This window comes from Halanaerobium saccharolyticum, assembly GCF_003259895.1.
Taxonomy (GTDB): Bacteria; Bacillota; Halanaerobiia; order Halanaerobiales; family Halanaerobiaceae; genus Halanaerobium; species Halanaerobium saccharolyticum_A.
Window position 1 is genome coordinate 12,692 of the sequence record NZ_QLME01000027.1, and the last position, 21,689, is coordinate 34,380.

General features: G+C 32.8%; 18 protein-coding genes. 3 read left to right on the forward strand and 15 right to left on the reverse strand.

The genetic code is table 11. From position 1 onward, the window contains the following. Nucleotides 1–48: 48 nt before the first annotated feature. From C7958_RS13310 to arfA, 3 genes are all read right to left on the reverse strand, one after another. Nucleotides 49–915 carry an aldo/keto reductase gene (locus tag C7958_RS13310; RefSeq protein WP_111573170.1) on the reverse strand — a complete coding sequence of 289 codons (867 nt, stop codon included), beginning with the start codon at nucleotides 913–915 and terminating at the stop codon, nucleotides 49–51. A gap of 131 nt (nucleotides 916–1,046) precedes the next feature. Continuing rightward, nucleotides 1,047–2,219, reverse strand: coding sequence for a glycoside hydrolase family 43 protein (locus C7958_RS13315; protein ID WP_111573171.1), 1,173 nt, complete (start codon nucleotides 2,217–2,219; stop codon nucleotides 1,047–1,049). Between the two features lie 67 nt (nucleotides 2,220–2,286). Further along, complete coding sequence (gene arfA, locus C7958_RS13320) at nucleotides 2,287–3,795, reverse strand: arabinosylfuranosidase ArfA (protein WP_111573172.1); 1,509 nt, start codon at nucleotides 3,793–3,795, stop codon at nucleotides 2,287–2,289. 558 nt (nucleotides 3,796–4,353) lie between these two features. Between arfA and C7958_RS13325 the strand changes: the two genes are divergently transcribed. Together C7958_RS13325 and C7958_RS13330 are read left to right on the forward strand one after the other, a co-directional pair. Beyond that, nucleotides 4,354–5,259, forward strand: coding sequence for an ArsR/SmtB family transcription factor (locus C7958_RS13325; RefSeq protein WP_111573173.1), 906 nt, complete (start codon nucleotides 4,354–4,356; stop codon nucleotides 5,257–5,259). Nucleotides 5,260–5,306: 47 nt separating this feature from the next. Beyond that, on the forward strand, nucleotides 5,307–5,732 hold the full coding sequence (locus tag C7958_RS13330; RefSeq protein ID WP_111573174.1) for a hypothetical protein: 426 nt from the start codon (nucleotides 5,307–5,309) through the stop codon (nucleotides 5,730–5,732). Between the two features lies 1 nt (nucleotide 5,733). Here the strand turns inward: C7958_RS13330 and C7958_RS13335 are convergent, their stop codons facing one another. From C7958_RS13335 to C7958_RS15780, 6 genes are all read right to left on the reverse strand, one after another. Then, complete coding sequence (locus C7958_RS13335) at nucleotides 5,734–5,985, reverse strand: hypothetical protein (RefSeq protein ID WP_133960340.1); 252 nt, start codon at nucleotides 5,983–5,985, stop codon at nucleotides 5,734–5,736. After that, on the reverse strand, nucleotides 5,970–6,902 hold the full coding sequence (locus tag C7958_RS13340) for a PAS domain S-box protein (protein WP_111573176.1): 933 nt from the start codon (nucleotides 6,900–6,902) through the stop codon (nucleotides 5,970–5,972). The genes C7958_RS13335 and C7958_RS13340 overlap by 16 nt, the downstream gene beginning before the upstream one ends. 80 nt (nucleotides 6,903–6,982) lie before the next feature. Continuing rightward, a complete protein-coding gene (locus C7958_RS13345; protein ID WP_111573177.1) occupies nucleotides 6,983–7,936 on the reverse strand; it encodes an ADP-ribosylglycohydrolase family protein in 954 nt (317 codons plus the stop codon). Nucleotides 7,937–8,028: 92 nt separating this feature from the next. Then, complete coding sequence (locus C7958_RS13350; protein ID WP_111573178.1) at nucleotides 8,029–9,180, reverse strand: ribose-phosphate pyrophosphokinase; 1,152 nt, start codon at nucleotides 9,178–9,180, stop codon at nucleotides 8,029–8,031. A 158-nt stretch (nucleotides 9,181–9,338) separates the two neighbouring features. Next, on the reverse strand, nucleotides 9,339–10,685 hold the full coding sequence (mgtE, locus tag C7958_RS13355) for a magnesium transporter (RefSeq protein WP_111573196.1): 1,347 nt from the start codon (nucleotides 10,683–10,685) through the stop codon (nucleotides 9,339–9,341). Nucleotides 10,686–10,714: 29 nt separating this feature from the next. Next, nucleotides 10,715–10,858, reverse strand: coding sequence for a hypothetical protein (locus C7958_RS15780; RefSeq protein ID WP_166668722.1), 144 nt, complete (start codon nucleotides 10,856–10,858; stop codon nucleotides 10,715–10,717). Nucleotides 10,859–11,073: 215 nt separating this feature from the next. Between C7958_RS15780 and C7958_RS13360 the strand changes: the two genes are divergently transcribed. Further along, on the forward strand, nucleotides 11,074–12,339 hold the full coding sequence (locus C7958_RS13360; protein ID WP_111573179.1) for a DUF2225 domain-containing protein: 1,266 nt from the start codon (nucleotides 11,074–11,076) through the stop codon (nucleotides 12,337–12,339). A 61-nt stretch (nucleotides 12,340–12,400) separates the two neighbouring features. On the opposite strand, the gene C7958_RS13365 is transcribed toward C7958_RS13360, so the two are convergent. The 6 genes from C7958_RS13365 to C7958_RS13390 form a co-directional block, all read right to left on the reverse strand. Next, a complete protein-coding gene (locus C7958_RS13365; RefSeq protein ID WP_111573180.1) occupies nucleotides 12,401–15,025 on the reverse strand; it encodes an AAA family ATPase in 2,625 nt (874 codons plus the stop codon). Continuing rightward, nucleotides 15,026–16,342, reverse strand: a complete 1,317-nt coding sequence (locus tag C7958_RS13370; RefSeq protein ID WP_111573181.1) for a metallophosphoesterase family protein — start codon at nucleotides 16,340–16,342, stop codon at nucleotides 15,026–15,028. It lies immediately after the preceding gene. Nucleotides 16,343–16,356: 14 nt separating this feature from the next. Then, the gene (locus C7958_RS13375; RefSeq protein ID WP_111573182.1) at nucleotides 16,357–16,824 is read right to left on the reverse strand and encodes a hypothetical protein; all 468 of its coding nucleotides are present in this window, start codon (nucleotides 16,822–16,824) and stop codon (nucleotides 16,357–16,359) included. Between the two features lie 36 nt (nucleotides 16,825–16,860). Continuing rightward, on the reverse strand, nucleotides 16,861–17,214 hold the full coding sequence (locus C7958_RS13380) for a DUF4870 domain-containing protein (RefSeq protein WP_111573183.1): 354 nt from the start codon (nucleotides 17,212–17,214) through the stop codon (nucleotides 16,861–16,863). 195 nt (nucleotides 17,215–17,409) lie between these two features. After that, the gene (locus tag C7958_RS13385; protein WP_111573184.1) at nucleotides 17,410–20,841 is read right to left on the reverse strand and encodes a pyruvate carboxylase; all 3,432 of its coding nucleotides are present in this window, start codon (nucleotides 20,839–20,841) and stop codon (nucleotides 17,410–17,412) included. A 220-nt stretch (nucleotides 20,842–21,061) separates the two neighbouring features. Continuing rightward, nucleotides 21,062–21,544, reverse strand: a complete 483-nt coding sequence (locus C7958_RS13390) for a hypothetical protein (RefSeq protein WP_111573185.1) — start codon at nucleotides 21,542–21,544, stop codon at nucleotides 21,062–21,064. Between the last annotated feature and the right edge of the window lie 145 nt (nucleotides 21,545–21,689).

Below are 21,689 nucleotides of genomic sequence, written 5' to 3' on the forward strand. Positions count from 1 at the left end.
TGCTCCCAGTTAATTTGGGGGCAGTTTTTGTTAATTATACTATTCAATTTATTTTGGGATTGGATATAATTTTCCCCCGTGGCTATCTAAAAAGCTCTTTAGTTCTTTTAATTCTGATTCTGAAATCTGCATCTTTTCTTCATTTTCCTGATAAATTTCTAATGCCAGATCAAGCATCCTGCTGTCTCCAGGAGTTACTGCAGTATCCATATTCTGGGATAAAGTAAATTTCAGTGCCAGTTCGGCCAGCCCCCGATTGTCGTAGATTGGTTTATACCAGGTATTATAATTATCCTGGCGCCCGGATTCCCACTGTTTTTGGGCCAGTGCCTTAATTGCAATGATTCCCATTTCTTTTTCTCTGGCTTTTTTTATTACTTCTGGTCCCTGATCATAGTTAAACCAGTAATTCCAGTTTATAGGAAACATCACTGTATCAAAATCAAAGCTTTCAATTAATTTTAAAGCCGCCCATTCTTTATGGGCAGAAAAACCAATATTTTTAACTAAGCCTTCTTCTCTGGCTTCAATAATTGCTTCCAGTGCACCTCCAGTAGCAAATGCCTTATTAAGAGCTTCTTCATCTGTAACCTCATGCAGCTGATAAAGATCAAAATAGTCGGTTTCCAGAAGTTCCAGTGACTTTTCCATATCTCTGCGGACCTGATCTTTAGTCTGACCGGGCTCAGTCTTATTTGCTAAATAAACTTTGTCCCGATATGGCTTTAAAGCAGGTCCCAGTATATTCTGTGCATTTCCATAAGTTGGACCTACATCGAAAAAATTTATACCATTTTTAACAGCATTTTTAACAATCAGTTCAGCTTCAGCCTCTGGAGTATCCATCAACATAATACCGCCAAAGCTAATTTCTGAAACATTTAAATTAGATTTTCCCAGTTTTCTATATTTCATAAACCTCACCCCATTTATTTAATAACATAAATTATTAAAAAAGTTCAACTTCTCTATATGATATAATAATACATCTTTATAAAAATAGCAAGAAAGCCAGACGATTAAAAGTCTGACTTTCTTTAAATGATCTATTCTAATCTTATTTTAGCTTCAACTTCCTGATCAGCATCCACTTTTAAACCAGGATAGGCAAAATAAGGATCTCCATTTTGATCCCAGAATAATTCCTGTATCCTTCCATGACGATTCGGATCATAAAGTGGGTTTCCCTCTATTTCTTTATAAGGACGAGCATGATAAACTAAGAGATCAGTTACACCATCCTCAGAAACAGTAAAAGAATTATGACCCGGGCCATAAAGTGAAGTTTCCTCGGAAGTTTCAAGTACAGGTTTTGAACTTTTAGTCCAGGACCTGCGATCCAGTAAGTCACTATTCTGATCTGCACTTAAAAGTCCCATACAGTAATTATGACCAGTTTCGCTGGCTGAAAAAGCTACAAATATCTTACCGCTGCGCTTAATTACTGCCGGCCCCTCATTTACATCAAAACCAATAACTTCCCAGTCATATTTTGGTTCAGATAATAAATGCTGTTCTTTAATTGTCCAGGGGTTTTCCATTTCAGCAATATATAAATTAGAAATGGTATTATCTGCAACTTTTTGAGCCCAGATTAAATATCTTTTACCCTGATGTTCAAATGTTGTTGCATCAAGACTAAAACTTTCAAATTCAATATTGACTTCACCTTTTTCAGTCCAGTCACCATCCAGTGGATTTTCAGCAGTACATTCTAGAACATAAGGTCTAATGGCCCAGATATCATCTTCGCGTCCGGCAGCAAAATGAATATACCATTTATCATCAATAAAATGTAGTTCAGGAGCCCAGATATGTTTGCTCATTTCTCCCTTTTGATATTTTTCCCAGATAACAACTTCTTCTGCTTGCTGAAGATCTGATAAATTTTTAGCCCTTCTTAAAACAATACGATCATATTCCGGATAAGACCCGGTAAAATAGTAATAACCATCTTTATGTTTATAGACATAGGGATCTGCTCTTTTTTCGACAAGTGGTTCCGGATAATTTATTTCTTTTATCTTACCCTTAACCTTTACTTCTTTATTTTGCTTCAGACCAGACAGATCAATTTCTTCCCATTCTACTCCACGATAACTATATTTATCGTCAAGAAAAATTTTAATTTTTTCAGGTAGTTCAATCTGTTCTAAATTATCTGCAGTTATTTCTATATTTTCAACATCGGTAATCTTTTCAGTATATTTATTTTTCATAATTACTATTGTCTCCTCCTTAACTTAAAGTAACTAAAGTTACTGGTTAGTTAAACTTTTCCTTCTATTATTTAGATAATCGTATAACATTCCAGGAAAGCTTAGGAAGTTCTGCAGTTAATTTCTTTTTTCTAACTGCTGCCCCACCTTTATCATGAGGTTTAACATTATCTGGATTGTCTTCACTATTAACAGCCTTTAAATCCTCATGTTCTAAAATAAGATGTTCCTGTACCTTATATCCTTCAAAGCCATTTAATTCACTTTCTAATTTCAGTGCTGATTCGGTATCTCTATTAACTGCAAATATTGTTAATTCTGATTTATCTTCATTAAATACTGATACCTGTTCTAAGAGATTCACATCCTTAAAATCCCTGCTGTTATAAGTTGGAGAAGTTACTTTGCTGTCTAAAACAGTACCTCTACCAAATTTAGATGCATGATAATAGGGATAGAAAATTGTCTGTCTCCAGGTACCACCATCTTCACTGGTCATTATTGGAGCAATTACATTAACCAGTTGAGCTTGATTGGCAATCTTAACTCGATCAGCATGTTTAAGTAAAGTTATTAAAGTCAATCCAACAACTAGAGCGTCCTCAAAGTTATAAATATCTTCCAGCTGAGGAGGTGCAGACTGCCAGGGCTCTCTTTTTTTATCTGTCTCATCAGAATGATACCAGACATTCCACTCATCAAATGACAAATTAATTTTTTTATCGCTGTTTTTCTTAGCCTTAACATAATCACAAATTGCTACAACAGAATGAATAAAATCATCAAGGCTTTCGGTTTGAGCCAGAAAGTTTTTAATATCATCTTCATCATTTCGGAAGTACTGATGTAGAGATATATAATCAATATGTTCATAAGTATGTTCCAGGACAGTTGCTTCCCACTCACCAAAAGTAGGCATCTGTCTATTAGAACTTCCAGAAACAACCAGTTCAATTTCCGGATCAAGTCCCTTCATAACCTTGGCAGTTTCTAATGCTAAACGGCCGTATTCATCTGCTGTTTTGTGTCCAATCTGCCAGGGACCATCCATTTCATTTCCCAGACACCAGGTTTTTATATTATATGGTTCTTCTCTGCCGTGTTCTTTGCGTAAATCACTGTAGTAGCTGCCACCGGGATGATTGCAGTATTCTAAATAATTACGAGCAGCATCAATACCTCGTGTACCCAGGTTGACTGCCATCATTACATCTGTCCCTGCTTTTTCTGCCCACTGCATAAATTCATTTGTTCCAACTTCATTCGTCTCAACAGTTCTCCAGGCTAACTCCAGACGATTTGGTCTATCATCAACAGGTCCAACACCATCCTCCCAGTTATAGCCAGAAACAAAGTTTCCACCTGGATAACGAATTATTGGTGGGTCTATTTCTTTAATTAATTCTAAAACATCTTCTCGAAACCCATTTTCATCAGCTGTTGGGTGTTCAGGCTGATAAATTCCTGTATAAACAGCTCTACCCAGATGTTCTATAAATGAGCCAAATATTCTTTCGTCTACCTTACTTACTGTAAAATTACGATCTAGATATACTTTTGCATTTTTTTTAGTCATTTTTAATCTTCCTCTCTTAAATATTATTTATTTCTTTTAAATAGTGTCTCAGTAACTAAATTACACAAATTAGATAAAAAAAGAATCAGTTTCTAGTTCAATTATTTCTATTAATTATTGTACAATATAATTCCAAATTTAGTTTTTACTAAAATTATAAATAGTATTGTATAATAAGTTATTTTAATATTAATTCAAAAACAAAAAAATTCATATATGTTTTGTACTCAAAATATTATAAAAAGCATTTAAAAGTCTATATTATAAATTTTAATAGTTGATTGAAAAGTTTAGTTCTTTAATTTTCACTAAAAGTATAGCATAAATTTTAGATTAATGTCAAATAAATTGACTTGAATTATCTAATGATTTTAATAATTCAGGGTTGAGCCTGGAATAGAGAGCATTATTCTATTAATTTTTAAATATATAGTTTATTAATATATTACATTAATTAAGTTTAAATTAAATAATTGTCTTTAAAGCAGCTTTAAATTTGATTTTTTTAGGTTTTTGTTTTATAATTGACTAAAATAAATAAAGTTTGGGGGGAGAAGTTTGATTTTAATTGATAATTTAAGAGATGGATTAAAAACTTTTAAAGCCTTAAGTTCAGAATCTAGAATTAAAATTCTGGAACTTTTATCAGAATATAATCAGCTTAATATGAATGAACTGGCTGAAAAGCTTGGCTTAACAAATGGTGCTATTACTTCCCATGTTAAAAAATTAGAAGAATGTGGTTTGATTAAAGTATCAACTGAGTCAGCGGCCAGAGGTAATCAGAAATTATGTTATTTACATGAAGATAAACTAATTTTTGACTTAAAAAAACAAACTGAAGAAAAATTTTATGAATCAGAGATAGCAGTTGGACATTTTTCTGATTATGAGGTCTATCCTACCTGTGGGTTGGCAAATAAAGATCATATTATAGGAGAAGTAGATGATCCCAGTTTTTTTGCAGATCCAGAAAGAATAAACAGTCAAATCTTATGGTTTACTAAAGGATTTATAGAATATAGGCTGCCCAATTATCTAAAACCGGGACAGGAATTAAGTGAGATTCAAATTTCTATGGAAATAAGTTCGGAAGCTCCTGGTGTCTGTAATGACTGGCCTTCTGATATTTTCTTTTATCTTAATGATGTGGAACTGGGGAGTTGGACAAGCCCAGGAGATTTTGGAGAAACAAAAGGTCTTTTCACACCTTCCTGGTGGTATCCTAACTGGAATCAATATGGGCTTTTAAAATTACTCTCAGTTAGCAAATATGGTACTTTTATTGATGGATCAAAGATTTCGGAAATAACAATTGATCAGCTAGAACTTGATCATAAAAGTAATTATAAATTTAGAATGGCTGTACCCGAAAAAGCTGAAAATAAAGGTGGATTAACAATTTTTGGTGACAATTTTGGTAATTATAATCAGAGTATCTATGTTCGTTTAATTTACAATTAAAATTAAAAGATAGATTATAATACTTGTAATTGAGGTGTAAAAGCAGGATGATGTATAATCAGGATCAGTTTATTATCAAATTAGGCAGGAAAGCAACAATTTATGGTATTATAGGATTTATTCTTGGTATTATTGCTGCGTTTTTACTTTCTTTTTCTAAAATTGCTATTATTATTACTGCAGTTATTTTTTCTTTCTTTTTTACTTCTTCTTTCTGGGGAATACACAATTTAAAAATGTGGTTTAATAAATATCGTTATCGAATGCCTGAATATCTCTGGTATTTTTTAAATATTTTTGTTTATTTAGCAGGGGTCTTCGTTGGTCTTGTTGGTTATGGATTTATAGAGCATTTTTTGCTTTTGCTGGCTATGGATCAGCATCAAAAGGGTACTGGTTTAATCGGAGCTCAAATAATTCTATTACCCTATCTTGGTAAGATATACGCAGAAAAAATTGATTATAATATTTAGTTTAAAAGATAAAGTCGATAAATTTATCTGTTAATTCTGGATCAAATTGAGTTCCACTACAGCTTTTCAGTTCTCTGATGGCTGCTTTTTTTGTCATCTTATTTTTGTAAATATTTTTATTTCTCATCACATCATAAGCATCAATTTTTAGATCAATATAATCACCAAATTCAGCTGCTGTTCTTTTCATCCTCTGCAGGTGTTCCCTGTTTTCACCACTTTTATTTTCCAGATTAATTAATATATTTTGCACCAGTTTTTTCTTAGCTTCTCTGCTTTTAGACATTTTTTATTATTAAATTTATCATAAGTTTCCATAATATATTCTTGATCCTGATCTTCTAGAATATTGCTGATTTTTTGTCTGGCTCTTATCTTAAATTTAGCTGGTACCAAATTTTCGAACATACTGTGGCCCTCAAGTTCATCTTTACTGTAACCTGTGTAATCACAGATAGAATTATTAACCTGGATTATCTTACCTTTTTTGTCAAGCAGAAGCATACCCGCAGGAGACTGGTCAAATAACTTTTGGTATTGTTCTTCTCTTATTTTTAATTTATACTGCAGGTCTTCGTAATAAACTGCGAACAAACTGATTCCAAATAGCAATCCCAGCAGTCCTTTTAAAAAAATACCATAGCGGTTAAACCAGTTTAATCTCATTAAATAAGGAGCTACTAAAAGATTTAAACCGAATAATGAGCTTACAACTGCTGTAAATGTTGAAACTTCGTTAAATGATAATTTAAAAAATAATGTTCCTGACTTAATAAAGGCAAAACTGAGATATACTAAGGTAGGAGCCAGTATAAATAGCTGGCTTCTAAAAAGGAAACCAAATACAGATAATAAAACCAGTGCCTTTAAAAAGCTATACCAGATATCAGCTGTTTTTTGATTAAAATACTTGTGTACAGCCTCTACTAAAAAAACAGCTTCTAAAAGATGCATTATAGAGTTCAGTAAAACAAAGAAGTTATTTTGAAAATGAAAATATAAGATTTCTGCAGTAGTAGCAGCAATAGCAAAAGTCCAGAAATAGGAGAAATAGAGTAAATATTCTTTCTTTTCTTTGTTATATAAAAATGTAATACCCAGCCAGAACATTATAAGCCCGGCTAAGTATATATATGTAAAACCTGTTTCCAGATGATTATCGAAAGTCAAGACTACCACCTCAGACAAATAGTATTATTGAAATTAATTCTATATATATTATATTCTAGAAAAATTAACTATTGCCTTCTTTATTTAGTATTATTATATAACTTAATTGTAATATTTTCTATTATTTCATATTTAGCAAGTTTTGTTTTCCATTTTTCAGGAATAGCATCATAACCATAATAGGCTCCTGCCAGCTGACCGGTTACTGCAGCTGTAGTATCTGTATCTTCACCCAGATTAACAGCTAGCAATACTGCCTCAGCAAAAGAATCACTGTTTATAAAAGACCAGAGGCTGGCCTCCAGAGTATTAATTACAAATGCATCAGATTTTATCTCATCTCTTTTTTTGTTAAAGGCTCCATTAACAGCTTTAATAATTTTTTGATTCAGTTCTAAATCTGCAGCTGTATCCTTAATCACTTTAATTTTAAAAGCATTCATTTCAATTCGGGAATTAAGAAACTGCTGCAGTAATCCTCCAAAATAGCGACAGCTGTCGACTGCTAACTGATTATTATGTGTTGTAAGAGAACTCCCTCCTGAATATTTAACAGCTTTTTTAAAATCATCGCGATAATAAATTGCCGCAGGAGCTAGACGCATTAAAGAACCATTACCTGCTGCTCTTTCGCTTGCTGGTGGAAATTTATTATTTTTATCATAATATTTGAGTGATCTGGCTGTATTAGAACCAATGCCAAAACACTCACCGGTAGAACTTAAATAACCTTCTTTATACCACTTTAAATATTTCTGCATCTGGTGATGTGGATTATAGCCATTTTCGGTTAAACTTTCTGCCAGACAGAGTGCCATAGAACTATCATCAGTCCAGTAACCAGCCTTTAGATTATACGGTCCACCAGCTCTCATATCCTTAATTTCTTTAAAACTACCTCGTTCTCTGGACTCAACTACTGCTCCAAGAGCATCACCTACAATTAAACCCAAAAATGCTCCAAACACTTTATTTTTAATTTCTTTTTCAATCTTCTGCATTAACTTTTGATTATCAGATGGAGTTGATTTCATAATTAACACCTACTTTATTCTTAATATAAGTTAAGATAAAATTTAGAACCTTAAAAAAAGAGAATAATCAGCTGATTATTCTCTTTACAAATTTATTTTCCTACAATCTTTTTAATTTTATTGGTTGCATCTAAAAGTGGACTGACAGAGTCATCATAATTCACAGTATCAATCAGCAGGGAAATCATTTTAGACATATCAACTTCCTCAAACCATTCTGCATCTTTAAATTTCTGTGGAATATAGGTCATATTAGTTGAGAATAATTTGGAGATATAACCTTTTTCATAGTACTCATTCATTTTTTCTATACCATTTGTAAAAAACGTAAAAGAAACCGCTACATATACATTTCGTGCTTTTTTCTTTTTCAATTCTCTAGCAATATCAAAAACTGACCCTCCAGAGGCTATCATGTCATCAACAATTAAAATATCTTTGCCCTCTACTTCTGCTCCCATATACTCGTGCTGGATAATTGGATTTCTACCATCTATTATTTTTTTATAGTCTCTACGTTTATAAAATAAACCTACATCCAGGCCTAAAACACTGGCATAATAAATTGCTCTATCCATAGCTCCTGTATCAGGAGAAATAACCATCATCTCATCCTTATCAAAGCAGATTTGATCATCAACTCTATTCATTGCTTTAATAATCTGATATGTGGAATGTAAGCTTTCAAATCCGGTCTGTGGAATAGCATTCTGAACCCTTGTTTCATGAGCATCAAAGGTAAAAATATTTTCTACCCCCAAATTCTCTAATTCCTGTAATGCCATAGCACAATCTAAAGATTCTCTGCTGTTTCTTTTATCCTGTCGACTTTCGTATAAGAGAGGCATAATAACATGGATTCGTCTGGCCTTACCCGCAATAGCAGAAATCAGGCGTTTTATATCCTGAAAATGATCGTCAGGACTCATTCTGTTTTCAACACCAAACATGTTATAAGTAACATTATAATTACCAATATCAGCTAAAATATAGATATCCTTACCCCGAATTGATTCTTTAAGATGCCCTTTGGCTTCTCCATTAGCAAAACGAATTATATCATTATCAATAATGTAGGAATCCTTAATTTCCTCTACATGATATTCGCTGCAGCTGCTGGCAAATTCTTCTCTCCTGCGCCTAACAATATAATCATCTATCTTTTTACCTAATTCCTTACAGCTCTCATGGACAATAATTCCCAACTGACCAAATGGTATCTTTGTTATTTTTTGATCTTCCACGTTTGTTTTAGCACCTCATTTATATATTATTTTCTTGTCCATAATAATATTTCAAGATTTAATTTAAATATCCTCTTTCTACCCTTTAATTAATGAAAGTTTATATATTAATTATATTCACACATTGATATATTATTCCAATTTAATAAAGTTTTAACTTATATTAAATAGACTATAAATCCTCTGGCTAAACCTAAAAACACAAAAAATCCAAATACATCTGTTACAGTTGTTAAAAATATTGCTGAAGCCAGGGCCGGATCTATGCCAAGTGACTGCAGGAATAATGGAATTAAGAAGCCAAACATTCCGGCGACCAATAAATTTAAGATCATTGCTAAAAAGATAATTAATCCCAGATAATAATTCCCATACATCAGATATAAAATTAGACCTGTTACTAAGCCTGTTGCTGCACCATTAATCACCCCAACCATTGCTTCTTTAAATAAAAGAGTCCAGTTGTCTTTAAAATCGATCTCTCCCAGGGCAATCCCTCTAATAACTATAGAAAGAGTCTGAGTCCCGGCATTTCCTCCCATTCCAGCTACTATAGGCATTGCAGCAGCTAGAGCAGCAACCTGAGCAATAACATCCTCAAACATAGCCACAGTAAAAGTAGCCAGAAAAGCTGTCGCCAGATTAATAAACATCCAGGGCATTCTGCTTTTAATCGACTGTAGTAAAGTTGTATCCGAACTTTCTTCTTCATCTACCCCGTGCATTTTATATAAATCCTCGGTGTTTTCTGCCTCAATAACATCAATTATATCATCAACTGTAATAATTCCGATTAAAATTCCACTCTTATTAATTACGGGAATTACTGTCAGGTCATATTTAGCAACCTGTTGAGCAACAATTTCCTGATCCACATCTGCAGATACTTTAATAATATTATCGTCCATTAATTCTTCCAGTTTTTTCTCATCATCTGAACTCAAAATATCTCTTAAGTCAACACTCCCTACCAATTTTTTATTACTATCTGCCACAAAAATAGTGTCAATTATTTCTGTATCGGGAGCAATTTTTTTTATTTTATTTAAAGCTTCAGTTGTTGTTAAATTTTTACTTAAAAGTAAATACTCAGTGGTCATTATCCCACCAGCGGATTCTCTATCATATCCCAGAAGATTTTTAACTACAAGTGCATCATCCTGTTTCATGTGCCTCAGTAATTCTTTTCTTTTTTGGATCGGTAACAGACCTAAAATATCAGTTATATCATCAGCAGCCATATGAGAAAAAATTTCAATTATCTCTTCTGAACTTTTACATTTCAGAATATCAATCTGTAGATCTTTTTCTGATTCCTCAAAGATATCTGCCAGATCTTCTGTCTCCAACAACTTTGTAAAATCATTTATTTCTGAAGCATCCAATTCAGAAAGCGCTTCTGCAATATCTATAGGATGATTCTCTTCTATCCATTCTTCTTTTACATTTTCTTCCTTATTCAAATAATAATTAATTTCATTTTTAATATTATCTATTTTTTCCACTCTTAAATCACCTCTATCAAAAAGTAATTTCAAAAAATGTATGTACTTAATATTCCAGCCAAGCCCCCAATCACAATTGCTATAATAATACCTTTTTTAGCTGATAAATCAAAATAATTGACAACAAAACCTATTATTAGCCCCAGTAGTAAATAATAAAAAAGATTTGACAAAGTATCACCTCCGCCCAGAGTGACTCTAGATTTAATTATAACAGCAATTGTAGACATATAAAAGTAATTGAAAACAAAAAATATTTTTTGCTGTTATTATTTATAAAATTATAACAAAATTTTAAAAGCTAATTGTGAAAATTATGGAATTTGTGTTATAATATAAAGTGCTTTAACTATTAAATTTATACTCATCAAGAAAGGGCTGGGTTGTTGTGTCAGAAAAAAATAATTTTAAAAATTTATTAGCAAAATATAGTAATTTAAAAGAATTTAAAACTGGTTCAGAACTTTATAGTTATCAAGAAAAAGCTGATAAGATATATTTTATTTTAAGTGGGCTAATTAGGATCTATATTAAAGATAATGAACAAGAATTAGAAATTCAGCGTCAAAAAAACGGAAGTTTTGTTGGAGTGACTGCTTTTACAGCTCTTAATTATAGTTCCCGGGCAGCAGTATATCTAGATACAAAAGTACTGGAGTTTAAAGTATCAGATCTCAGAAAAATTATGCAAAAAAATAATAGCTTTGCCAGTAAAATTATTAATAGTCTTTCTCAATATATAGAAAAATTAGAAAACAGAAACAAAGTGCAGTTAGCTCCAATATCTGAAATCAACAAAAAAATTGAAACCGAAAAAGAAATCAAAAAAACATTAGCTGCTGAAAAAGCTGCCGCAAAGAAAAAGGAAAAGTTCATTGACCAGGCAGCTGCTGAGATAAGAAAACCAGCAGATTTTTATTTGAATGATCATAGTGTTTATGATCAAAAAACCGCTAAAGAAGATCAATATTATCTTTATGATAAAGAAATAGAATGTCCTGCCTGCTCACATAAAATGGAAGTTAAAAAAATTAGAAACTCCAGATTAAGAATCGAAGAAATCAGAGCAGATTTAAGGCCGCTTTATAAAAACTTTAATCTCTATAATTACAGTATTCTCTCCTGTCCCAGCTGTCTTTTTACGGCCAGGAGAAATGATTTTTATGATTTTTCGAAAAGTAGAAAAAAGAAAATAAAAAATAACTTTAAAAAAATAATTAGCGAGGATCTGGGCAGTGATTTTAAAATTGAATATAATGATCTGAGGACAATCAATCAAGTTTTAGATGCCCATTACCTGGCTTTAAAGCTCTATGATTTTACAGATTATCATGCCGATAAAAAAGCCTTTCTCTGGCGTGAGTTAAGCTGGATCTACGAAGATCTCGAAGAAGACGAACTGTCAGAAAAAGCTTCTTTAAAAGCTCTGAAAAATTTAGAAGAATTTTATTTTAAGGAAGATACAAAAAGTACAAAAAAAGAAAGTGATAATATAACTCTACTGCTGGCAGTTTTATATCACAAACACAATCAGAGAGATAAAGCTTTACCACTGCTGGATGAGCTGATCAGAGACAACCGCGTTAGCCTCAGACAGAGAAATAAAGCCAAAGATTTATTTTTAGAAATTAGAGAAGCAAATAGAAATAGGTAAAATTTAAATAAAAAGCTAATTATAGTGCGGATTTTTCCGCACTTTTTTAGCTTAAGATTAATTAATAACTGAGATGATCGAGTAATTTTTCCTGATCACTGAGTTCAAATTTACCCTCTTCCAGCTTCCAGTACTGAGCAGAATCAGTTATTCTGCTGATAAATGAAACTAAATGTGGGTGACAGCTTAAAATAAATATTTGGTGCTGGCTGGCTAAATTAGAGATAATTTCTGCTGTGTTATAAAGATGACTGCGGTCAAAATTAACTAAAGAATCATCTAAAACAAGTGGTAATGCCGGCTTGATTTCTCTAATTCTGCTGATTCTAACAGCCAGAAATAACTGTTCTAAACTGCCCCGACTTAACTGCTGAACACTATTAAATACTTTCCCATTTTCTGTAATGACTTTAAAATCGGACTGATCCAGGTCAGCAGGTGTCTTAAGATCTGTATAGTACTGACTGCTAATCCTGCTCAGAATTTCTGAAGCAGGTTCTAATAATTCCTTTTCTGCTTTCTCAATCATTCTGGAACGCAATTTTTTTAAAATGAAATTTACACTTTTGTTAACAGCATAGTTTCTGGCTTTTTTTTCTAAATTATTTTGTGCCTGATCAATTTTTTGCTGAGCTTTTTCTATTTTGCTGGAAGAAGATAAATCATCAATTCTATTTTTTAAAGTTGTTATTTTTTCCTCTAAACTACTTTTCTCCTCTTTAAAAAAGTTTAACTGCTCAGATAACTCTCTTTTTCTTTCTTCAACAGCAGTCATCGAAGAAAATTCTCCATATAAGCTAATAAAACTCTGATAATAATCCTCTTCTCCGTTTTTTTCATTTAGAGCATTTTTGATTTTGTCAGAAGATTTTAAAATATATTCAAGCTGAGACTTTTTAGATAGATATTCTTCGGACAGGGTCCAAATATCAACTAATATATTGAAATCTTTAAATATGGTCTGAGATTTATTTATCAAATTCATCTCTGCAGTAGTATTAAAGTCATGACTGCAGTATACAGCTGCATTAAATATTAAATCATTTAACTGTTTAAGGTTTTCTTCTAATTCCTTTCTTTTTTCTTTGTTATCCCGTTCCTCTACTTTGAGCTCCCGATATCTCCTTTTTTTTTCTTTAATCTCTCCAAAATATGAATCTATAAATTCTAAATAATCAGCTTCTGTAATTCCTAAAATATGAGCATAATTTTCCAAATCAGCCTCAGTTTCAGTTAACTGGTCAATTTTAATCTTAAGCTGCTGTTTTAACACCTTTCTTTTTTTCTTTTCTGACTTAATTTCATTTTTTATTTTATCTGTTCTTTCCTTATTCAATTTGGAACTCTTATAATTAGAACTATAGTAGATAAAAGCAGTCAGAGCAAAAATTATTGCCAAATAAGTTATTTGACTATAATCTACAAAAAAAGAAGTGCTTAAAGTTATAACAGCCAGAGCAATTATCATATAACTTCTTTTTAAAATAGTTTCCGGCATTTTAAATTTAATATCTTTCAGTTGTAAATTTTTTTCTTCAATTTCAAACACTAAGTCATTTATATCTGATTCTATTTTTTCAATTTCAGCAGTTAACTGTTTATATTCTCTTAACTTTTTATTTAATCGCTGTTCCTGTATTAAATCAGTTTCAATTTTTTCTAGCTCCTGCAGTGGTTTTTCCCAGCTTGAATTTAAGCTCTCCACTTCGGAAATCAAAACTTGTAAGTTATTATTTATTTTTACTTTTTGAAGCTGATAGTTTTTTATTTTTTCTTTTAAAACTTCCTCATTTTGCTGCTGCTTTTTTACTTTTTTACTCTGAGACTTAAAAAAAGAAAGTAAATTAGCCAGTCCTCTTTGAGTATTACTTTCTTGATTTGATTTATCAGAATCAAAATTTATAGGTCCAGCAGCTTCTTTTTCCAGTTCTGCTTTCAATTCTTCTATCTCTTCCAACTCTAAATAATTATTTTTTAAAAGATCCAGCAGAAAATATCTTTGTTTTAAATTTTCAATCTTATCCTTTTTCTGCTTCAATTTTTCCTGACTCTGCTGCAGTTCTTCTCTTTTCTGGTTAAATTCTTTTATCTCTAAAAGTGCCTGATCTCTCATTTCCTCAGCCGTTTTGATTTCATTGTAATATGGTTTAAAAGAGGCTACAGCTGGGTCACCAAGAATTCCACCTATTTTTTTAGCATTAGTATGATATTTATCTGCCAATTCTGGTACTTTTACTAATTCTGAAAAACCTGCTCCCAGAAGAATAGAAAAAAGTCTTTTTTCTTTCTTTTTTCCCTTTGCAATTTTAGATAAATGCTGCAGTTCATCCAAACTAATGCTAAAAAGATGCTGATAACTCAACTGATCTAGATGATTAAAAAGCTGAGCTGCAGTATGCTGTTCCTGATTTTGATCTAAAACTTCTGGACTGGAATAACCATTTAAAATTAAATTATAATTTTTATTTTCTTTTTCCAGTTCTGCTTCTATGTAATACTGATTTCTGGCTGGAGGTATGGAATCATTTTGCGGTAATCCATAAGGCAAATAACGCAGAAGTTTTAAAAAACTGCTTTTACCGGCTCGATTTTTGCCGCCGATAACCACCAGGTTTTTAGAAATATTATTTAGATTTTGGTTGTTAAAAATTCCAAAATCACGGATATACAAATTTTTATAATACATTTAATCTTCATCCCCAATTAACTCAGTTATTATTATTTTTTCTGCATCAGTTAAAATTTCTTGCTGTAACTTTTGATCAGCATAAAACCTGTGATTATCTCTATCTTCTGGATTTTGATCTCCCTGCCAGATCTGTCCCCACTCTGCCAACAGTTCTTGATTTAATTCCTCATCAGTTAAAATTTCGTCTATTAAATCCTGTATATTTTGATAGAGAGGATTATTATCTTTCAATTCATCTAGATTTGAGAGAGAATTTGCCGTTCTAAATAAAATAGAATGAAGCCAGATAAAAGGACTTTCATTTAGCTGCCTGGCTCTAAATTCTTCCAACAGAGTTTCCTCCAGTTCTTCTCTGTCGGACTCTATATAATAATGCAGTTCAGTCCGTCCTTTAATAACCAGGCGTGTAATTACAGCTTCAATTTTATATTTTTGATTCCTGTTTTGAAGTCTAATCTTTTCTGCCAGATTATTAATTTTTTTGGCTATGAGCTGCTGTAATTCTGTAATATTATTTAATTTTTTTGCTTCTAAATCCAGCTTAATTTCTTTAAAAATAACAGGTGCCAGAGACATAAATTTTTCCTTAGTATTTAAATTGCTGTCTACCTCTACTAAAATTGCTCCTTTACGTCCCTGCTCACTAATATTGTGAGCCTGCAGAGTCCCGGGGAAATAAACAGCAGGTTTATCATTTACCCGCTGATATTGATGTAGGTGACCTAAAGCCCAATAATTGATTTCAGTTTTAGATAACAATTCATTTTTATTAACAGGAACATAGCGATTATTATCTTTACTTAAAGCAGTATGCAGTAAGGCAATATTGAAAACTGACTGATCAGGAGCGGTATAAAAATTATACATTGTTCTTGATTCAAACTTCTGCCGGTAAGATTGCCCCAGTATCCGTGCTGCCAGTTTTCCGCCTTTATGATACTCATAAATCTCCACTTCCTGACTGGAAAAATAGTGAACATTTGCCGGGAGCTCAAAAACTTCTTTTTCCACCCCTGCCGGATCATGATTGCCTGAGATCACAAAAATCTCTATTCCCTGATTTTCAAGTTGCTGAGCCTGTTTTAAGAAAAAGCGACTGGACTTAATTGATCTTGCCTCTCGATCATAGAGATCACCAGCAATTATGATAAAATCAACCGCTTCTGATACCGCCAGTTTAACTAAATTTTCAAATGCATTTTTTCCCGCCCTGGAAAAAATATTTTCTAACTTGTGATTGGACAAACTATTAGAGCTTAATTCTTTAGCCAAATGTATATCTGCTGTATGGATAAATTTAATTGACTGCACCATTTTTGCCTCCAGTGTTAACTGTAATCTCTTTCCGTTCTATTTTCCCATTTAACAAAAAACCAGCTAAAAACAAAAATCTGTGCTGTTACCTCCGGGATTCCGATTAAATGTTCAGCCAGAGACATTTCTGTGTAAATAATTCCTTCAATTGAACCTGGAATGGGAGCAACTGACCCAATAAGTGAAAAACCCCAGATTAAAAAAAATAATTTCACCCAGGCATAATCACTTTTAATAATCTTGTTATAAAATGGGTATAATATAAAAGCAAAAAAAGCTCCCCTGAAAATCTGAAAAAGAGGAGCCAGTCTAACAATTGTAGAATCTAAAGAACGAAAATCAGAGAAGCCCTCTATAGTAATAAAAGCACTGGCATAATTTTGGAGATTCATAAAAACTACACCAATAAAAATATAAGTAATAACATGAACTAGAATAAAACGGATTGTAAAGTAAACAAATCGTTTAGACGGTTTTCTCATTATAATCTCCTTTTTCTTTAGTATATATATTTGAATTTATTCTTCTTCAAAACTCTCACCAAAAGTTAATTCTTCTGCAAGATTTCCGACATAAGGAAGTTTAAATAATTTTCCATTATAAGCTTTATACATCAATAAAAACCAGAGAACTGTTCCCACAAAAGTAATTAAAGAAGAAATTATAACCCCCAGGACTGGGATTACCAGAACCAAAGATGAAGCAATAAATAGAGAAAAAAAGGTGATTAAAGACTGCATTGCATGAAAACGAACATGGTTATTCTTTTTTTCTATAAATAAAAAAATCAACCCTGTTACCCAGACACCGGCATAAGCCAGAATAGCCTCAACGTTTTCATCTAAACCAAGACTAGTTTTTTTATGATCCATAATTTTGAGATTGTTATCCAGTGGATAACATCTCCTTCCCCCTTTTTCTATAATATTTTCTTCAGAAAATTAAATAATTTCTTGTATCTTTATTTTAACATAAAATTTCAATTTAAAAAAGTAATTTAAAAGATAAGAAAAAACCGCCTGTGAGCAATCCAGCTCCAGACGGTTATCAATTTATTAAATTTAAACTTATTCTAGTTCTAAGATTAACTCTCCGGATTCGAGCTGCTGTCCGGCTGCAGCATGAATTGCAGCAACAGTCCCATCAGCTGGAGCAGTAATATTGGTTTCCATTTTCATAGCTTCCATAATTACTAAGCTCTGATTTTCTTTTACTTCTGCACCTTCTTCAACTAATATCTCAACTATATTACCCGGAAGACTGGCACCAATTTCCATTTCATTTTTAGGATCAGCCATCTGTTTGGCCGTTGAATCAGCTGCAGCTGTACTTGCTTCATCATAAATCTTAATCTCTCTTCTAAAACCATTGACCTCAAAAGCAAGTCTGCGATAACCCTGATCATCTACTTTTCCAATTTCCAGCAGTTTAACCACAAGGGTTTTTCCTTCTTCAACTTTAATTTCGCTGGTTTCTCCTTCACGTAAAGCGTGGAAATATACATCACTTCCCATATGACTTAAATCTCCGTATTCTTCAAGGTAGTCTAAATAATCCTTATAGACTTTAGGATAGAGAGCATAAGCTAATAAATCTTTTTGAGTAAGCTCAAAATCATATTCTTCTTTTAATTCTGCCTCTGCTTTTTCAAAATCAAAGTCCTCAAGCAGGGTTCCGGGTCTAACAGTTATTGGCTCCTCACCTTTAAGAACCAGATGCTGCAGCTCTTCCGGAAAACCCCCAGGAGGCTGACCGAGCATTCCCTTAAAGTAAGCTTCTACTGAATCCGGAAAGGCCATATTTTTAGCTTTCTCACAAATATTATCAGGTGTCAGATCATTTTTAACCATAAAGATTGCCAGATCTCCTACAACTTTAGAAGATGGGGTAACCTTTGGTATATCTCCCAGCATAAAATTAACCTTTCGGTACATTTCTTTAAACTCCTTAAAACGATGGCCCAGACCAACACTTTCTACCTGTGGTTTTAAGTTAGAATACTGCCCTCCTGGAATCTCATATTTATAGATTTCTGCAGTTCCAGATTTCAATTCAGATTCAAACTGAGAATAGACAGGTCTAACTGCACCCCAGTAATTTGAGAGCTTCTGAATATCTTCAATATTCATTTCTGGTTCACGATAGGTATTAGTCAGGGCAGCCACAATCGAGTTAAGAGGTGGCTGACTTGTTAAACCGGCCATAGTATTAAAAGCTGTATCCACAATATCTACTCCGGCCTCTGCAGCCATTAAGAGTGTAGCTCCACCATTACCACTTGTATCGTGAGTATGCAGATGAATCGGAATTGAAATTTCTGCTTTTAGAGCTTTGATCAGTTCATAGGCAGCATATGGTTTTAAAAGCCCCGCCATATCCTTGATTCCCAGAATATGTGCTCCCATCTTTTCAATTCCTTTTGCTAATTCTACATAATATTCTAAATCATATTTATCCCGTTGATCATCTAAGATATCACCTGTATAACACATTGATACCTCAGCAATTTTACCCTGTTTAACTACTTCATCCACAGAAATTTCCATTCCCGGCAGCCAGTTTAAAGAATCAAAAATTCTAAAAACATCAATACCTGCATCTGCAGCTTCGGCTACCAGACTGCGGATTACATTATCTGGATAGTTTTTGTATCCCACACCATTGGACCCTCTTAATAGCATCTGGAATAAAACATTTGGTATTCTATCGCGCAGACGCTCAATTCTTTCCCACGGTGATTCTTTTAAGAATCGATAGGAAACATCAAAGGTTGCTCCACCCCACATTTCAAGTGAGAATAAATTTTTAGCCAGATGTGATGTTGCCTCTGCTATTTTTTCCATATCAACAGTTCTCATTCTGGTTGCCATCAGGGACTGATGGGCATCTCTGTAAGTTGTATCAGTTAAAAGAATTTCTTCTTTATTTTTAATCCACTCCACAACCGCTTCCGGTCCACCCTGATCTAAAATCTGTTTTGTACCTTCCAGACTATCAATCTTTTCAAATTCAGGGACTTTTGGCACATCAAAATCAGGCTTTTTACCCCGGGTTTCATTAACAATCTTTTCTCCCAGATAACTTAAAATTTTCTGTTCCTGATCAGACCCGGGTACAATATCCAGTAATTCTGGATTATTAGAAATAAAGCCGGTATCACAGGTACCCTTTTTAAATTCCTCGTGATTTAACACATTAATCAAAAATGAAGCATTTGTTTTAACTCCCCGGACTTTCATCTCCTCAACTGAGCGCATAGCTTTACGGATTGCATCAGGAAAGCTTCTGGACCAGGAAATTGTTTTAACGAGCAGACTGTCATAATACGGGTTAATAATTGCTCCTGTGTATCCATTACCACCATCAAGGCGAATTCCATAACCTGAACCAGTACGATAATGATCCAGACGACCAGTATCTGGAATAAAGTTGTTAGAAGGATCTTCGGTTGTTACTCGACACTGAATAGAATAACCATTCATTTTAATAGATTCCTGAGATGGAATATTTACTTCTTCCGAATCAAGTCTGTATCCTTCAGCAACCAGAACCTGACTCTGCACAATGTCAATTCCAGTCACCATTTCACTAACTGTATGTTCAACCTGGATTCTGGGATTAACCTCAATAAAGTAATGATTATCATATTTATCTACTAAAAATTCGACTGTCCCTGCATTTTTATAGCCGGCACCCTCACATAATTTAAGGGCATCCTGCATAATCTCCTGTCTTTTCTTATCACTTAAGGCAATCGCAGGGGTAAATTCTACAATTTTTTGATGTCGTCTCTGAATTGAGCAATCACGCTCAAATAAGTGCACAAGATTACCATGCTCATCACCTAAAATTTGGACTTCAATATGCTTTGGATCTTCCAGATACCTTTCCACAAAAATATCGTCTACCCCAAATGCCTTACGAGCTTCTTCTTTGGCATCTCTAAATTGAGCAATTAATTCGTCATCAGAACGAACAATTCTCATCCCCCGGCCACCACCACCGGCAGCTGCTTTGAGCATCAGAGGATAACCATGATTTTCAGCAAATATTTTTATTTCATCTTCTTTTTTAATTGGTTTTTCTAAACCAGGAATTGTAGGAACCCCATACTCCTGAGCCAGAATCTTAGACTTGATTTTATCTCCTAGCTTCTCCATTACTTCTGCATCAGGTCCAATAAATTTAATTCCAGCTTCCTCACACTGACGGACAAATTCCGGGTTTTCTGATAAAAAACCATAACCTGGATGAATTGCATCTACATCCTTTTTAAGTGCTAAATCAATAATCTCATCAATCGCCAGATAAGCTTCAATTGGTCCTTTGTTATTTCCAATCTGATAGGCTTCATCTGCTTTAGTTCTAAAGAGGGCCGTTCTATCCTCCTCAGAATAAATTGCTACAGTTCTAATGCCCAACTCCTTACAGGCTCTAATTACTCGAATTGCTATTTCTCCACGATTGGCCACTAAAACTCTCTTAAACTTTTTCGGCATTCTCTAATCTCCCTTCTTTAATTCTTTAATAGTATAAAGTGTTTATATTTAATAAAATTCTACCCAGAATCAGGTAGAAGTTATTAATAAAGTATTTTCACCAGACAAAAATAATTTGTCTCACAGTTGATTAAACTTTGTTATTTATTTATATTCTTTTTTAGTATACCATAATTAGCGGATAAAATCTAATTAACAACTAGATTATCAATCTTCTGAATTATTTCTTATTTTGATAAAGAAAATAACTTCCAAGAATAATTAAAACCACTGGAGTTATATAATTTAAGTATTCCTGATTTTGAATAAAGTCATTATTATCAATAAAAATTACAAAAAGACCAAAAATAATTAAAGCTCCTGCGGGATAAATAGGCCAGTCCCATTTTTTAAAAGCATTAGTGTGAATCAAAACACCAGCAAAAGCCAGGCCGAGTAGAATAAAAAACACTCCACCTCCGAGATTATCAATAAATTCAATTTTCTCCAGATCTGAAAATAAAGCTATCGCCAGTAAAACTGTTCCGGGAATTAAAAATCCTATATTACCATAATGTTTTCTTGCTCCCAGCATAAAATAAGCAAAGAGAAAACCTCCACTTAATAGATATAGAAAGATATCATCACTGATCAAATTTAAAGTGTTCAGTAAAATAAAAATTCCAATTGCTATTAATAAAATTCCCAGTTTCTTTTTATCCATTCTCAAAACCTCCAGTTTCTATTTGATAACTTAATTATAACAGAAAAATTTTAGTCAGCAAAGACTTTCAATAATATTTATTTTTAATTCAGTGAAGGAGATTTTTTATATTTAAAGAATATAATATTAAGAGATGAAATAAATT